Genomic DNA, 16,859 nt, shown 5'->3' on the forward strand with positions numbered 1-16,859 from the left:
TAGCGCCACCCCCGACGTGAGCGAGATTCTCCTAACCGTGGATACTCTGGTTTGTGCGCTGTTCTTTGGGACTTTCGCGAGAGCGTGGTAACTCCGACCATTCGTGGTCGTCCCACTCGAATCGCACGGGCCGCGCCATCGGCCTTGATACGTCTGTCTGCCGCCTCAGGAACGTCGCGGACGCCGTAAGATCTGCGTGTCCTTCGAACCCACATTGACAGGTGAGTTTGTCGCGGTGGCGTGTTGTCCGATCGGTCGAACCGCATTGTGGACACTCTTGAGATGTCCACGCCTCCGGTCGGGCTTCTATCGAGATGCCGTACTCTTCCGCCGTACACGCGAGTCTGTCGATGAACTTCCGAAATGCCCAGAAGTTGTGTGTCTTGGTGTTTGCCTCTACCGACCAGTGGGTCTCGAGAATGTCGGTGAGCGCCCCAACATACACCGTGGAGACGCCTTCGGTGTGCAACCGTTCGATGAGATCGCGGGCCAGCGCGTTCTGGGCGTGGTTGCGTCTGCGTGTCCGACGTCTGTACAGTGACCGTATCCGCTGCGAGGAGTACCGTCCATCGTTGAGTTTGGACTGAAGACGAGCGATTTCTCGCGTGGTTTTGCGAAATCGCTCGAACAGCCCACGCCCCTCGTAGAGATACTGTTGGCCGGTCGTAGTCGTACAGGCGACGAGGTTGTTGGCACCAATATCCAGAGCGGCCGTTTCGTCGGCCAGTGGTGAATCCTGTTGAGAATCGGGGACGGTAACAGGTTGAATGGCTCTGAATGTGTCGTTGACCTCGTCGTAGTACAGTTCTAACCGGCCCTGTTCGCCTTCCCACTTCGGAACACCGCTTACTACGAGACGTAGCCGGTCGTGATAGTCGAGTCCGTATTCGTCTTTGAGAGCTTTTCCGACGGGGATTTCTAACCGTGATCGGTCGCCGGTTTGGAGGGTGTACTGGTCGTTTCGAATATAGGTTCGCCACTCTCGACCATCCTCCTCGTTGCCCCAGTAGCCGGGTGGCGCGGTTTCTTCGCCACCTTCTCGGGCGGCGAAGAACGACCGCCACGCCTCGTTGTTCTTCCGAATGATTTGTTGGGAGGTTGCAGACCCAAGTACGTCGACGTACCGTTTTCGGTAGTCGGCGGTGTCCCAAACAGATTCGCCGTCGAAGTAGTTCTGGCGGCGTTCGTAGGTGAGTTCGTTCCAGAGGCTCGCAGAAGCGTCCAACAGCTCGTGTAGTAATTCCCGGTCCTGCTCGGAACGCGGGCGTACGACGAGCGTGTTGGTCCGCTCCATCAGGCATTCTTTGGCCGGAATGGCATATAAATCTGAAACACCGGTATGGACTCCCTCGGAAGTGCCTGTTTCTTGAAAGAGAGTTCCGAATCCGGGAACAGACTCCAGAGTGAATACTGTCGGGAATCACTATGGAACAATTGACACCCAGACCATTCGTCAAACTAGGTAGCTTCCGCTCGTTACGGGTCATTCGTTGAGTTCCTCTTTGAGATTTTTGAAGCCTCGAACGGTGGTCAGGCCGTCAGCATCGAATTCGTCGACAGCGTCTCTAATGTTCGCGAACGACCGCGCCGACCGCCCACTGACAGGCTCGTCGATCCTGTCGGCGTCGGCCAACGCGTCGAGCACGCCGATGGCTGTCTCCCGAGTGTTGAACGCCCAAACTGCGTCGCCGTCCACGGCGCTGAGCTTGTCGTAATCCTCGACCGGAGCGTGCCTGTTGTTACTCGCGAGCTCCGCTTCACCAGCCCAGACCAGATTGCCCTCATCGTCGAACCCGGCTACATCCAGCACCGTTCCATCGTCGTATTCGTAGTACGGTTCGACGCGAACGACGTCGTCCTGCTGCTGGAGCCACAATTCGAGGAGTCGGACGCCAACCTTGTGCGGGGTTTTCTCGCCGAGGTCACCCTCGCCGGGACCGGCGTTCAGTTCCCTGCCCAGGAGGTCACGCCCGGCCGGAAGCACGGTGTAGTACTTGCGCCCAGCGGCGGATCCCTCGTCCAATAGCTCCTGTTCCGTGAGCCGCTCCAGATGGAGATCCTCGTAGTCGTCTCGCAGCTGGCGCATACTCTTCAAGAGCGTGTACTCGTCGTCCTCTCTGTTCATCACGTCGAGGACTCGGCTCAGGAATCGTACGTCATCGCGACTAATCCCGCGTTCTCGAAGCTCGTCATCGGGAACGGGCACACCGCTGTCCTGAACGGGCGTTGATCCGTTCGCCGGTTGCGCTGCTTGGTCGGGAGCTGGGTCACCATCGCTAGCAGCGGGTTCCCCGAACAACGAACTGATCTCCCCGTGGTCTCCACCTGACTCGCTGTCCGTCTCGGGTTGAGTCGTCGACATCGACCCGTCCTCGGTCGTCGCTTGGCTGATGAACGCGGACTGGGTCGGATCGCTCCCCGTCTCTCCATCAACCGATGAGCCCGTCGTGTCGGCTCCTGAACTTCCCCAGCCCGCCTCCTCTGGGGCAGGGCTCGTTTCAGTCGTCGCTGTCAGCCCGTACTGGGCCTGTGTCCGCTCGACCATCCGTGGCCGGGACACGGACTCGAAATGGTCTTCCTGCGGCTCTGTGAGCGGCTGGTCGCTTTCTGGATGCCCCGGCGCGATGGGGAGCGGCTTCAGCGAGAACGGCGGTGGGCCAGTTTCCCCGAACGAGGGGCTCGGGAGCTGGGCGATCCACTCACCGCTCGGGAGCGTGTTGATTCGGTTGCGAAGTTCGGTCGGACTGAGGTCCTCGTGGGCGAGCGACTCCGCGAGATCGCGTTCAATCGAGATGTTGCCGATGAGCTTCGTCTTGATGTTGTTCAACACCTCGTCATAGGCGCGCTCGTTCCGATTCCGCACCTGCTCGGGGAACTGCATCACGAGGCCCATACTCAGCCCGAACGACCGGCCCTGCGGCAGCAACTGTTCGGAGACGAGCTTCGTCGACACGACCGGCGCCGCCTCCTCGATGATGAGGTTGGTGAGCTTCTCGTAGTCGGTCTGGCCGTCGCGTCGGCGCACCTGGACGGCGTCCCAGAGATTGCTCAGCAAGAGGAGTGTAATCGCACGCTGGGCCTCCGGACGGAGGTCCCCGAGGTCGAAGATGATGGTCGCGTCTTCAGCGAGGAATTCGCGGAAGTCGAAGCGGTTGTCGACGTACTCGCCGGCGTCGTTCTGCTCAGGGACGTGGCTGAAGATCCGCCGGAGATGCGCGTCCTCTTTGAGCTTGTCGAGGCGGTTCCCGACGGCGTCCATTGACACCTGGAACTGGTGGTTGTCCTTCGCAAAGTGGCGCGTCAGCGACTCCTCGATGTTCTGGTTGTCCGCCGAGACCGGAGGGATCGTCTGCTCGCGTTGCATCCGGAGGGAGGCGGCGAAGAGATCGTCCAGCCCGAACACGTCGTTGCCGTACTCCTCGTCGAACAGCGCCTTGATGAGGTAGCTGAGGATCTCGTTCGCGACGAACGCCTGGCCGTACTGCTCGCGGCCCATGATCATCCGGAGGATGTCGTGGAAGTGGTCGACCTTGTCCTGAATCGCGTCCTCCCGGTTGCGACCGGCCTCGAGTGCGGGGCGGATGTCGAAGAACGAGAACGCGGGGATCGTCTCCGGGACGCGGAAGTGGTAGACGTCGTCCAGGCCACCGAACCGCTCGTAGTGGCAGCGCAGGTAGTTCTCGCACATCCCGTCACCCTTCGGATCGACGAGGACGACAGGGCCACCAGTCGACTCGCGCAGGGAGAGCGCGTCGTTGATGATGGCCTTCGATTTCCCGCCACCAGTCGACGCGAACCGCCCGTAGTGCGTCGGCAACAGGTCCGACGGGATTTGGATCGGATTCGGTCGCGGCTCCCCGTTGTCGTCGAGGGCGTACCCGATCTCCATCCCGTCCTGGAACTGCTGGATCAGGTCGGGATTCGGCCACGGGAGCGGATTGCGGCTCTGCTGTTCGGCCCGAGTCCCCCGTGTTCCCTCAACGGTCAACTGTTCGGAGGAAGGGACAAGGACGAAGTTCGCGAGCTCCGTCCCACTGAGGACCAGTTCTGGACGGGTCTTCCCCCGTCCCGTCGTCAGCTCTCGATTGAGAAGACGCTGGAGCGCGGCCCGTGCGTTCTTCTCCTTCGTTTTCTCACGAAAACCACTCTCCCGGAGCCGTTGTCCCTCCACCTCGTAGAACGGCCCATCAAGCGGATCGAATACGGGGAGGAGCGAATCCATCCGGGCATCGAGATCGTCGCGGGTGTCGTCGGTGGGGACGCCGATAGCCTGGATATTGGCCGTGAACGACCGTTTGGCGTTCTTCGCGTCGATGGACTCGATCCGCTTCTCGACAGCCTCGCTGAGCTGGTGTTCGTCCTGGTCGCTTCGCTGGTCCTCGACTTCGAGCAACGACCCGACGACCTCCTGGAAGAACGTGTCTCGGCCGTCGACGAGGTCCTCTTTCCGCACCTCCGCGTCGGACTGCCAGCTGGCACGCCGTTGGAAGACGACTTGGAACGCGGTCGGCGCTGTCGCCTCCATCAAGTGGTCGATCAGCGACGCGATCGCGGCGCCGGGGTGGTCGACGGACGAGACGTCGCCGCTCGTTTCCTCTGCAGTGAACGGTGTCAGCGACGTCATCCAGTCTTGCTTTCGAGATGTGGAGCCACACCACTGGACGCCGAGCGGGGAGACGGCGTCCTCGGCTGGCCGCGCCAGGATCGTCCCCCTCGGCGTCATCGTCGGCTTCTCGATCGATGCTCGCCCCTCGTCCTCCGGGAGTGTCTCGGGCGGGGCGAGTTCCATGACAGTATCGCCGACGACAACGTGATGGTCGGGAATTCCGGCGGATACTGTGCCGCCGTCGACGACCGGGTCCGTGTCGGCTACCTCGGAGTCGGTTGACTCTTCGTCGACGTGGTCGTACTGCTCCCTCGGGTCGAACTCGTACTGCAGCCGGCCAGCTTCGTAGTGCTCGATGAATTCCTCCGGGGCGAACTCAACCGGCTGAATGAGGCGGGCGGCGACGTCGGTGTTCACGCGTTCGATGTCGAACGTGGACGGGTAGATCGAGCGGAGCCGCTTTTCCACTGTATCGAGGTGGGCATCGGCGCCGTAGAAGAACTCCACCGGCTCATCCGGCCCATCACTCATCGCGAGGAACTCGAACCGAGGCGGTGTCTCACTGTTGAGCGGATTCAACTTAGCGCTCAAACCCGACGACCCAGGCGTGGACAGTTTGTGGAGGCTGTCGAGGACACGGGGGATGCGCTCGGGATCGAGCTGTTCGGAGGTCGGGGTGATGCGCAGGTAGTCAGTCATCGTCGCTCCCCTCCGTTGATCCGCCGTCTGGTTCGGCAGCGACGGCGTCGGATTCATCCTCGGGTTCGTTCGTGTCGCTCGTTCCGTCCCTTACTCGCTCCTCTAGCTCCGCCTGGAACTCCTGCATCTCGCTATCGCCGGCGCTGTCGCCGGCGCCGGGGAGCGAAGACCGGACCTGAGCAGTCGGATCGAAGTCGATGACCTGCTTCTCCTTGGGCATCGCTTTGACCTGGATGCCGCGCCACTCGCCGTCGACGCCCACCAAGGCCTCGGAGAAGCCCGCATCCTCGTTGCCGGGGACGGCGTCCTGGACGAATCGCATCTGCGCGTAGTTCAGCCCGAACTCGCCAGCCCACGCCTCGTCCATCCCGTCGAGGCGGTGGAACTGCTTGACCGCACACTGATCGAGGATGGCTTCGGACTCGGCATGCTCGAAGAACTCGTCGACGGTCTGGGTGACCAGCCGGATCGAGAGGTCGTGATGGCGGTGATGCCGGAACACCGTTTCGAGGAACGCCAGGCTCGCGGCGTCTTGCATGATGTAGCGGGCCTCGTCGATGTAGAACACGACTTCCTTGTCCGAGACTTTCGCCCGTTCGTACACCAGCGAGATGAGCAACTGCATCGTCAGCGCCGTGCTGCTGTCCACGCTCCCCTCCTGCTGGGCGAGATCGAGATAGATGACTTTCTCGTCACGGATGTCGAAGTCGGACGCCTGGCCGAGATTCGCGTGGCGACCGTCGTCCTCGAAGGGGCGGAGCTGATCAAGCAACCACGTTGCGTCCTCCTCGATCTTCCCAGCCTCCTCCGCGGACCGCACGACGAACTCCTCGGGCTCGTCGACCATATCCTCGAAGACGTCCATCATATCCCGGATGGTCGGACTGGCATTGCTGTGGGTTGCGATGTCGTCGGTGATACCCTGGCGCTGGTAGGCGCGCTTGAGCCCGAGCTCCAACGTCGTCCGGCGGTCGCCTAGCGAGATCCCGCGGAGCGCAAAGAAGTTCGTGAGGAAGCTCATCGCGTCGTCGAGCTTCTCGTTGAACGGGCTGGCATCCTCACCCATCGCCCGCTGGACGTGCTCGGGCGTCTCGCGAATCTCCAAGGGATTAAGCCCGAGCGTCCCGCCGACGGTAATCCGCTTGGCATCGAGGGCTTCGGCGACGCCGGCCCAGTTGTTCAGCGGTTCGAGGATGATGCCGATCCGGTCCGTGCGCTGCTCGATCGACCGGATGAAGTTCTGCTTGGAACTGAACGACTTCCCCGAGCCCGTGTCGCCGACGGTGAACATCGCATAGCCGTTGTCCCGGGCGAAGGGGTCGATGACCACCGGGCTCTGGGTGTCCTTGTGGATCCCGAACTCGACGCCACCCTCCTCGAGAATCGTCGCGTTGTGCGGGGAGGCGAGCAACGCGCCGACGGCACCGCCGAGGGCGATCGACGTCCGACCGAATTCGTTGTCGCCGATAGGCGCGGCGGACTGCAGGGCGAGGTCCTGCCGGCAGATCGCCGTCTTCGGCGTGAGGTTCGCCGGGTCATCACGGAGTGCACTCGTGACCGTCTGGGCGGCGTCTCTGAGGTCGTCTTTCTCGTCGGCCCGCACCGTGATGAACATCCCCTGGTCGAAGACACTCGCACCGTTCTCGACGGCCGTGTACGTCGCCGCGGCTTCGTTGGCCCGCTCCTGCAAATAGGCACTCCGAACGCTCTGTTCGAGATCGGCGTCGACCTGGAGGTCGTCAGCGATCTCCTGCAGTTCGCTCCGTGCCCGGTCCTGGTTCTTCGGCGTGATGTGGGCGGTGAGATCGAACTGCACGTCGGTCAGTTCGAAGAGCTCAGAGAGATAGCCGTCGGTGGGATAATCCGGGTAGTCGGCGATGTACAGGGTCGTCGTCCACTGCTCCCCGACCCGTGCAGCCCGCGTGTCCCACTCCACAGCTCCGGGTGCGGTGACGGTCTTGTGCGACTCGGCGATGTCGTCGAGGAGTTGGCGTTCGGCCTCGCCTTCTTTGAGTGTCTCCTCATCGAGGACGTCCGCGAAGTCCAGATCTGGTTCATCATCCGCAGTGAAGCGGTCCCAGAGCTGTTTGCTGCCGATACCGAGAACGAGACCCACCACGAGGGCAAGTCCTGCACCCTCCGCTGGTGGCAGATGCCGGAGCCACTCGGCGATGGGGGCAAGCGCGCCACCACCTGTCTGGAGGAGCACGTTATGCATCGTGTGGATCCTCGCGGCGCGAGTGGCCGATGATCGATTGGTCGCGAACGACGCGTTCGGCGTCGTCGTGATCGTGCTCGCGGCCGTTCCAGAAGTCCATATTCAGGATGAATAGTTCGACCGTGCTCAGCCGCCGAGCGGACCAGCCCGAGGCTTGCTGGATGAACTCGGCACGGACATCGGTGACCCGGCTGTCGAGCTTTTCGACCATCCGGGCGCGTCGCTCGACGTCGGTGAGGTCCTCGCGACGGGTGACGAACGGGTTGAAGAGGAACCCGATGACGGGGAACTGGGTCAGCTTCTCGGCCGGCGTCCCCTCATCCCGGAAGCGGTCGTAGACCTCCAACGGCGTAACCTCGACGCCGATGTAGTATCGCACCTGCTGGATGCCGCGCTCTCGCATCTCCTTCGGCCTGGTCTCCCGGTACTCCTCGAGGAGCTCCCGGAAGATCGGGTTCTCCGTGACGTCCTCGTCGTTCAGCCGGTCTTCGATGGTGTCCGTGAGCTGTTCCACCGGAAATGAACGGGTTGTCGCGTGGAGTTTGAGTTTCGAGTCCAGTTCCGTATTGGCGAACTGTTCGCCGGCGTCCTGGAGCTGGGCCCAGTCGGCGGACATCGCGAAGTCCATATTGTCGGGGTCGATCTCGATGAACGCCTCCATAGCCCCGTCGGCCCGCTGAATCGCCCCAGCCCCCGGCCACGCCCGCTCGATGTTCGTGAGGTCCTGCGTTCGCTCGTCTGGCGTGAACGGTGTGTAGTTCGCGAGCCCGCCTTCATTTCGCTCCGTCTCGTTGGTGCTCCCGTCGGCGTCTGCCGGGGCGCTAAACGTGACCTGCGGCCGTTTGACGTATCGATAGACGTCCTTGGTCCACGTCCACGCGTTCAGGTGGTTGGGAGAGACGTAGATGATCGCGACGCCGAACCCGAAGCCACCGGCAACGAACGGCAGGGCGAGTGATTCGATGCCGGTGAGGCCGGCGATGAACAGGCCGACGATCGGGAAGGCAATGAGGACGCCGACGTCGCCCTCCTCGATGTTGAGGTAGGGGATACGACTTGCCTCACCAAACTGGTCCATGATGCGCCGTGCGGCTGCGTCTTGGTCTGTCGACATGGTTAGTGGCTTCCTCGATCGAAATCCATTCCGCGGTCGTCGCCCGTCGCGCCAGTCGGGTCGTTCTCTGTTCGGCGGTACGACGGCGGCTCACCGTCCGCGCCGCCTTGGCCACCGCGGGCGGCCGCTTTGTGGGCGACGGCGTGGCCGGCAGCGGCTTTTGGCCCCCAGCGGGCGGCGGTCGTTGCGACGCCGGCGCCGCCGAGGTACGCTCCAGCCGCGACGCCACCGATGAGGGCTGTGCCCTTGGCCGCGCCGCCGACGACTTTGGCCGTCAACGGGGTCGCATACGTGAACGTCTTCCACGTGACATACAGTGCGACCAGCGGGAGGGACGCAGCAACGAGATATTTGAGGAAGGCTGTTCGTGGTGTGAATGTCCCACTGCCGTAGATTAAGTCGTAGCCTTTGAACACGATTGCCGCTGGGAGTGGGAGGACGGCTAAGGGCACAAATCGCTTGGCAAAGCCCAATGCGATGTCTGATACGACGGGGATATTGCCATAGGCAAGGGCGAATACGATTGGCATCGCATATATGTAAGCGTAGAGTAAAATACGGCGAATGTAGAATAGAGCTTCCAAAGCCCACATCGAGATACCACCAACGAAAGCGAATAATAGTCCCAATCCAGGGTTGATGATAGACGCACCTAAGAACCGTAGCATTGCCGAAAATACCGAGGAGAGATCAGGCATCAGGGCAATTGTGAACCCGTCCACGAGGAATAGGGTTAGAACTCCAATCCAGTACCATATGATGATCAGAAAAGCACCGGCCCATGCAGTTTTCTTGGTCTTTCGAGCTTCGTAGGCGCTACCTACGTTGAATATTCGAATAGCATGGCGTCCCTGTACGCTCATTACGAGGAGCAGGAGAGAAATAAGCATAATCTCGCCACCAACGAGGCCATTTTGAATCGTCGGCCATGGTGCATTGCTTGGTTCACCGAAGATGAATATTCCATCTGTCTGGGGTATTGGTGTTCCAAACATTTCCTCGGTCAGAGTCTGATACCCTGACCGAAGTCCGTCCATGAACAGACCAATAACCCATGCAACGACATCCTTGACGCCTTCTAGGACTACATCTATTAGATCAACCATCGTCAGGCCACCGTGATCGTAACCTCACAATCACTCATCTCATTAGATCCAGAGTACTCGACCTCGAACGCTTTCGCGACCTCGTCTCCACCAACCCTTGTCTTGACAAAAACTGTGAATTGTCCACTGTTACCGTCAGGTGAACAACCCATTCCTGTCTCAGACTCTGAGCCAAAGGGGAACGAGTTGCTGAAGAGATCTACTGTCTCATCAGGGACAACAATCACTTGTTCAGTTTCGTGTATGCCACTACCTCTTGGGTTCTCAATCGGATTGGGGACATCTCCAGAAAACACCAGTTCAACAATCGCCTCGGGACCAGTCCCGGTATTTGTTACAGTGACGAATGCTTCACCATTTTTCAATCGGTCTGTCTCAGTGTCGCCATAGACCTCATCCCAGGGCTTATCGGGATTATTTCGGTAGAGTCCGACATCTTCAATCTGTAGCTCTGGTCGAATCGTCGTGGAACTCTCTGCGGCAGTCTCCTCACCCTGCAGTGCGATCACACGGTACTCACCGGGCGCATAGGCAGCCCCGAGCTCGAAGGAGACCTGTTGGGCACCTGTAGCCACATCCCGTTGGCCGAACAGCTCGCCGTTCGGCTGGATGAGGTTCACCCGGTCGACGGCGGCGTCGGCTGTGAGGTCGACGACCAGCGTTGTGCCGTCGACGGCGACACGCGTGAGCGGGCCGTTACTCTCTGCGGCGGGTGACCCATCTCCGGATGAGCCGACGCCGCCATCGCTGGTTAGACAGCCAGTCACGCTCGCGAGTGCAGACCCGGCAACTGATCGGAGGGCGGTTCGTCGACTGATGTGTGAGTGCTTTCGAGTCATTGGTTTCAGTGGACGTCGTCTGGACCAAGCATGCGGAGGAGCCGACGGCCTGCGTAGAACATCACAACGAACGGGAGCAGCTGCCAGCCACTCTCGACGAGGAGGGCGAACCACCCCTCGATCGTGCCCAGCGGATGCCACCGCGCCGTCGCGGTGTCGCTCAGATAGGCAGGGTCGCGGCTGAGCCACGACACAGGGTGATAGCGGGCCGTGTAGAGCCCCGGCTGGTCGACCGTGACGATCGCTACACCGGAGTCGTTCGTCCGCACACGCTGCGCCGCGATCGTGATATACCCGGTTCTGGTAGTGTCACTGCCCGGCGACGGCCGGCCACTGTGGCCAAGTGCGATCGGCGCACCCGTCCGGTTGTCACGGAGTTCGAGCCGGAGCGTCGCCTGCGAGTGGGTTTGGTCGATGACGTCGACCGTGAGGTTACTGCGTCGGACCTGCCGTTCCGACACCGCAGCAGGCGTGTCGATCGACGCGTTGACCCCGCGGACGATGCCCATAACCCGGAGGGTTTCGCGGTCGACATCCGCGGCCCGAACCGCAATCCCCGTCGTCGTCGTGTATGACCGATTGACGATCTCGATGTGGATCTGCTCGCCGAGGGTGTCGGCCGGCGATGGCCGGGTATCGCCCCAGGTGTCGATGATGGTGGGGCCATCCCGGACGGGCTCGGCACGCGGCCCGATCCGCGAGGGATACGCATGAACGTACACCGGGATGGCGTCGGTGGCGACGGTCGTGCTGCCCGTCCGGGTTGCGCGCACGAGCGTGTCCCAGCGCGTGTCTCGCGCCGTGTAGAACCGCCAGACACCACGCACTCGCGCACCCCCACTCTCGGTGAGCGTGTACCCCTGCCAGGGCCGAGCCTGGAAGATCGCCACCCCTGTCTCGCCGTCCGGATACCTGGCGTAGTAGGCCGACGCCGGGAGATCGTACCGCGTGACGGCGATCGTATCCCTGACAGTGAGCGATTCGGTGTGAGACGTGACGTTGACGGCCGTCGCGTTCCCCCGATCGATCCGCGTGGTCCGCTGCAGTCGGACCTGAATCTCGGCTTCAAGCGTGAGCGTCGTGTGGTAGGCGTCCCGGAGCCGGTAGGCTAGCGCCGGTGTCTGTGTCCCGGCCTGTGTAGCGATAGTGGTCCCGTTTTGCAGCACGCGGACCGCCTCGACCTCGTGACTCGTCAGCGACCATGCGACCGTCCGATTGCCGGCCGAACTCCCGTTCGGGACACGCACCCGGTAATCCACAAGGCCACGCAGCGTGCCGTTCGGCGCGACATAGCGTGGGGTCGTCCCGGGCTCGATGTGGCCGCGCGTCGATGGGTGGACGGCAAAGATCGTCGCATGGGCGTCCGCGATATAGACGCCGTCCTCGAGGCTGGCGTGGGGTGGATGGACGGCCGTGTCCGCCCCGCCGGGATCGAGATCCGCGAAATCGTGTCGCGTCCACGTCGCGGCGGTCGCTGGCGGCCGCGTGAACGTAATGTCCGTCCCGTTCGCGAGCTGCTGGACTGCGGTGCGCGACTCGCCGTATCGCTGTCGGTAGGCCTGCTGGCCGAGATAGTCGTCGGCATCGCGGGACCACAGCGTCGCCGACTCGTTCACTGTGAGGCCGTTCTCAGCTGTGCCCGGCCGTGGCGGCGCAGCCGTTCCCAGCCCCGTGACGGCGCTCGTCACGCACAGCGCGGCCATGGCGACGGCGAGTTGGCGGTGTGCCATCGGGTGCAAAGTGCGGGCGTTACCAGGGGACGAGATCAACACACTGTGCCAGCGGGAGCCCCATCATCGACCCGGCAACCGTATACAGTGGGCCCAGCACCACGAGGACGATCGCGGACTTCATCGCGGAGCGCTTGTGGCGCTTGAGGCCCTTCTTCTGCTCCGGCTCGATCGTGAACATGCCGATGAGGGAATCGGCCTGCCAGACGATCGCGAGGCCGACGATCCCCAGCGCCGTCGTCAACTGGAAGAACCCCTCGATCATACTGGGGAGATTGTCGGCGCTACAGATGGCGTTGGTCTGGGCGGCGGCGGGTTCAACCGCGACCAGGCTCAGGATGCCAATCGTGAGGGCGGCCCGTGCCCAGCGAGGGCTGGTCGTCGGGTCGCGGTCGGTGCGACACGCGGCGTCGGCGGGTGGAGTGTCCTGTGCCATCGCTATGTACGGGCGACCTCAGTCGTCGGTGGCTGGTGCTGGACGGTGACTCGTGGCTGGTACTGGACACAGCAAGCGGGGTGCCTGCCGAGTGTCTCGCCCCGTTCACGGGGATGGTCACGGCGGGTCTGGCGATTGCCGGCGTCGACCGTCCGGGCGGCGGTCGCGTTTCGAGCCTGGCGATAGTGGGTGGCGGTACTCGGGTCATGCCAGGGCAGGGACGGCGCGTCGGGGGTGACTGGGCGTCTGGGCATACGTGCGGGTGGGGCTGTGCCGGTCGCGGGCCGGGACAGTATGCCCATATAGACGTTCTATTGACATATTCTTTCTGGCCGGTAGCTGACATAAAATTGGTGATTACATGGTACGTATCTGGGTGGTATCCACGGCGTCGTGTGTCGCGCTTATGTGAACCGCCTCGGGGCTTGACCCCGAGGCACTCGGCCTGCTCCGCCTGTAGAACTGTGGAACGCCCCGATAACGAGACAGTCAATGGCTGAATCGGTGGATTTGCCAGCCAGAGTGAGGTAACCAACAATCGGGTGTATAGGTCGATCGTGTTGGTTAAGGTATGCGCGACAGTGCCGGCGTCGCTCGTACAGAGGTTCCACGGCCGACATCGAAGCCGTGTCGCCACGCGTTGGCTGCCTTGTGGAGTGTCCCGTCATCGCGTCGCCGTCGGTTCCACCGAGTGGGGCTGGGTGGCGCCGTCGTCTCGGCGGGCGGCGGGGGCTGGATCGGCTGGCTGTGTCCACTCTCTCCGTCGCCGTGCTCCATGGTGGGTCGTCGGGCCGTCGGTCATCCTGTTCGTGGCCACTCGAGTCAGGCGTGGTGCCGCGTCGCAGTCGGAATCGCTGGGACGACGCGGGTCCGCCTGGCGTCGCCGCCACGTCTTGCTGGGTCGTGTCCACTACCGGCGGCCGACCTCGCGGCTTGCGTCTCGCAGCCGTCGGCGATGTGGACACAGAGTAGTTATCGCCGAGACGACCACGGGGTCCGCATGCGCTGGTGGCGCTCTGTGCGGGCACGCCAACGAGCAGGTGGCACCTTGCAGCTCGGTCTGGGTGACAGCGAATTTGATACTCGAGACGCATTCACGCACGCTGTCGGGGCCGGTGCGGTGCAAATGTACGATCGAAGCCCATATCTCCACCTATCTATGGATTTTTTCACCTAATTCGTCATAGCTATTGACAGAATTGCCTATTTAGACGCAGTCAGTACAAATACTCTCTGAGATATCCATACTCGATCTGTAGATTTGCGTGTCGACCGGGTATCAGGTCACAGCCACGGCTGGTCGTCCACCGAATCCACTATGGCCTCCGTTGATTGCTGGGTTGTCCGAGCCTGATACGGCCCTAGTACTGTATCAGTATGGAGCTTCGGTGGCAGCCACCATTAGACGGCTGCGACGCCCTGATGCGAAACGACTCCAGCCAGTCCCTCCCGGTAGCATCGAGGGTAGCCACCACTAGGCGGCTGGGACCACCGCCGGCAGGTCGCCGTCGGACAGCGGCGCCTGGGTCCCACGCGTCGGCCTGGGCTGGGCAGTTCTGCGAATCGCGTGCCGGCTATCGTCGCCCATGCCGATGGCTTCCAGCTACCCTCGGCGCGTCCGTCAGCGATCGTGCCGGCAGGGCCGCCGTCGACGTATCGGGGACCATCTTGTGTCGTCGCTTGCCAGCGGTGGCCCAAGCGACGTGCGAATAGGGGGGGGGGTGGGTGTCAGCTCACGAGCGCCATCTCGCTGGGCTCTGGGCTCCAGTCGACGCTGCTGCACGCCGGCCGGCGGAGCAGGTTCGGGCCCTTACTCCTCACTGCTCACCGGGACGGGGATCGGGAACTTGTGGTCGTACTGTGGCAGGGTGTTCGAACGGCGCACGTTGTCGAGGAATCCTCGTGCATCGTAGTCACGCAGCCGAATGAACAAGCCGACCCGTCGTCGACGTCCTCACCGAGCCCGAGTTCCTCAATGAGTTCAATGATAGTTTCTTCGGACTTAGAGAGGTGGTGGTAAAATTTCTCAATCGGGTCGCCGGCAGTCTCGTAATACCGCGGCTAGTCCCCCGAGATCGTCGTTTGCCTCGAAGACACACACACGTTATGTCCGTGCTGTTGGAACCGATACGCCGCTGCGAGGCCAGCTATATCTATTAGTCTGCTTTCTCAGTCGTTTTGTCTACTGTCTGTGCCTGCTCTACTGCGGTCGTCAGTGAGACGTTGAGCCACGCCATCGAAATGATGCCGCCGAGGATGGTGACGGAGTTTTTGACGGCGTGGTCAACGATAGCGATGCTGAGCGCTGTAGTCACGCCGACCGGCGTCAACGGTACAACAATGATGGTGAAAGCGCCTTCGTAGAGGCCGACTCCGCCGGGGGTTAGTGGGAGTACTTTTGCGAGGTTCCCGACGCTGACGGCGAAGAAGCCAACCGCGACAAGCGACGGTGTCAACGAGTGGCCAAAGGCTGCGAAGACGGCCAGCGCGGTCAGGACATCGAGCGACCAGATAGCTAGGCTACCGATCCCGACGCGGGCGAAGGCTGACCCATCGGCAGTGACGGTTTGGATATCGGCGACGAACCCCTCAACGATGCCAGCTACGTAATTGGCGTAGGAGTCATTGCTCAGCCGGCCGATAGCAGCTCGGACGAAGTTCGCCTCGGTGCGGGCGCTGACGATGATTGCAACGACGGCACCGATTGCAGCGAGCCCGACAGCCGTGGCGACATAAACGGCGGTCTGGCCGCTCTGAGCGGTGTCGCCGCCGACCACGTCCCCGGTCAGCGCGGCTAGTAACTCACCGACCGAGCCGGTGACAGCCAACCCCACCATCACGCCGCCGGCGAGCATAGTGATCGTCAGCAAGTCAAAAACTCGCTCGACAGCCAGCGACGCAAAGCCAGAGGGATACGGGATTGAGCGACGGGCCTTCACGACATAGGCACGTACCCCGTCACCGAGTCGAGCCGGGAAAACGAGGTTCCCGGTTTGACTGATAAAAACCGCACCTGTCAAGAACTCCCACCGTTCGTGAAAGCCCATCGAGTCGAGGATGTCGCGGTAGCGCAGGCCACGAATCGGCCACGAAACCGCGTAGATGGCGGCGCTTAGAACAACAATCTCCGGTGTTGCGCCAGCCATCTCGTTAAGTACCGTCTGTGGGTTCAGGTACTGCGTCATCAGCAGGAGCGCAAGGACTACCAACATCGTGCCAGCTCCCAACGACACTCGCCGGGTGATACGCGGACTAACCGACAGCTCCCAGAACGTCCGGAGTATCTGGCTCCCCATCCCGAACACGTCACGGACGATGTCCACCTTCGAATCACCCTTTGGTTCCCAGTCTACGGGAAATTCTTTGACGCGGTACCCGTTGCGTTGGGCCTTCACGAGCAGCTCCGTGTCCCAGAACCAGTGTTCGTCCTTAATCTGTGGGCTGAGTTGTTCGAAGGCTGTCCGGGAAATAGCCTTGAATCCACACTGGTGGTCTCTCAGGTTCGAGCGAAGGGCGGTACGAACGAGCAAATTGAAGCCGATACTCGGGATGCCCCGCTTGGCCGGGCGGTCGGCCCTGTTCTCGGGCAGCCACCGCGAACCCGTTGCCACGTCGTATTCTCCCGAGCGGACACTCTCGACGAGCTCTTCAAGATGGCGCATATCCGTCGCGAGATCGGTGTCGAAATACACCAACGTCTCTCCGTAGGCCCGTTCGAAGGCATACTCCAGTGCACTACCCCGCCCGAGTCGTTCATCGCTATGGACGTGCCGGACTCGGTCATCGGATGCTGCGAGTTGTGCCGCGATTTCAGGCGTCCGGTCGTCGCAGCCATCTTCTGCGACGATGACCTCGAATGTGCCCGTCGGGAGAAAATCGGCGAGCGTCTCGAGTGAGATCACCACTGTCTGCTCAATGCTGTCCTCCTCATTGTAGGCAGGGAGGACGACGCTAACTTGCATGTTAGTCAATATGTCTGGTATTATATTCGGATGTAAAGATAGTTTCTATTCACAAATGTGTGCTCAGATAGCCGGATTCTAAGCAAAACTTTTCAGCCTCCTTTGTCAGACGGATATTTTCCTCGACAATTCAGGCATTGTAGTGGATT

Annotated in this window: 9 protein-coding genes and 1 pseudogene; all 10 read right to left on the reverse strand. The window is 61.8% G+C overall.

Annotated elements, in window-relative coordinates; all coding sequences use genetic code 11:
- Window positions 1-31: 31 nt before the first annotated feature.
- The 10 genes and pseudogenes from Hhyl6_RS22390 to Hhyl6_RS22435 all read right to left on the reverse strand — a co-directional run bounded on the left by Hhyl6_RS22390 (window position 32) and on the right by Hhyl6_RS22435 (window position 16,719).
- Complete coding sequence (locus Hhyl6_RS22390) at window positions 32-1,294, reverse strand: RNA-guided endonuclease InsQ/TnpB family protein (protein ID WP_483741449.1); 1,263 nt, start codon at window positions 1,292-1,294, stop codon at window positions 32-34.
- A 189-nt stretch (window positions 1,295-1,483) separates the two neighbouring features.
- Window positions 1,484-5,305 (reverse strand): ATP-binding protein, encoded by a 3,822-nt coding sequence (locus Hhyl6_RS22395; protein ID WP_483741450.1) that lies wholly within the window; start codon window positions 5,303-5,305, stop codon window positions 1,484-1,486.
- Window positions 5,298-7,523, reverse strand: a complete 2,226-nt coding sequence (locus Hhyl6_RS22400) for a VirB4 family type IV secretion system protein (RefSeq protein WP_483741451.1) — start codon at window positions 7,521-7,523, stop codon at window positions 5,298-5,300. The genes Hhyl6_RS22395 and Hhyl6_RS22400 overlap by 8 nt, the downstream gene beginning before the upstream one ends.
- Window positions 7,516-8,637: a TraC-like domain-containing protein gene (locus Hhyl6_RS22405; RefSeq protein ID WP_483741452.1), complete on the reverse strand. Its 1,122-nt coding sequence runs from the start codon at window positions 8,635-8,637 to the stop codon at window positions 7,516-7,518. Before Hhyl6_RS22405 ends, Hhyl6_RS22400 begins: the two co-directional genes overlap by 8 nt.
- A gap of 2 nt (window positions 8,638-8,639) precedes the next feature.
- Entirely contained in the window at window positions 8,640-9,743 is a 1,104-nt protein-coding gene (locus Hhyl6_RS22410; protein WP_483741453.1) for a TrbL/VirB6 family protein, read from the reverse strand.
- Between the two features lie 2 nt (window positions 9,744-9,745).
- Window positions 9,746-10,582 (reverse strand): hypothetical protein, encoded by an 837-nt coding sequence (locus tag Hhyl6_RS22415; RefSeq protein WP_483741454.1) that lies wholly within the window; start codon window positions 10,580-10,582, stop codon window positions 9,746-9,748.
- Between the two features lie 5 nt (window positions 10,583-10,587).
- Window positions 10,588-12,312, reverse strand: coding sequence for a DUF8186 domain-containing protein (locus tag Hhyl6_RS22420; protein WP_483741455.1), 1,725 nt, complete (start codon window positions 12,310-12,312; stop codon window positions 10,588-10,590).
- A gap of 19 nt (window positions 12,313-12,331) precedes the next feature.
- Complete coding sequence (locus Hhyl6_RS22425) at window positions 12,332-12,748, reverse strand: DUF7985 family protein (protein WP_483741456.1); 417 nt, start codon at window positions 12,746-12,748, stop codon at window positions 12,332-12,334.
- Between the two features lie 1,944 nt (window positions 12,749-14,692).
- A pseudogene (locus tag Hhyl6_RS22430) lies at window positions 14,693-14,905 on the reverse strand (FAD-dependent oxidoreductase); the annotation flags it as partial.
- Window positions 14,905-16,719: a flippase-like domain-containing protein gene (locus Hhyl6_RS22435; protein WP_483741457.1), complete on the reverse strand. Its 1,815-nt coding sequence runs from the start codon at window positions 16,717-16,719 to the stop codon at window positions 14,905-14,907. The gene Hhyl6_RS22435 and the pseudogene Hhyl6_RS22430, both read right to left, overlap by 1 nt.
- Window positions 16,720-16,859 lie beyond the last annotated feature (140 nt).

It is taken from the genome of Haloarcula sp. H-hyl6, assembly GCF_056934455.1.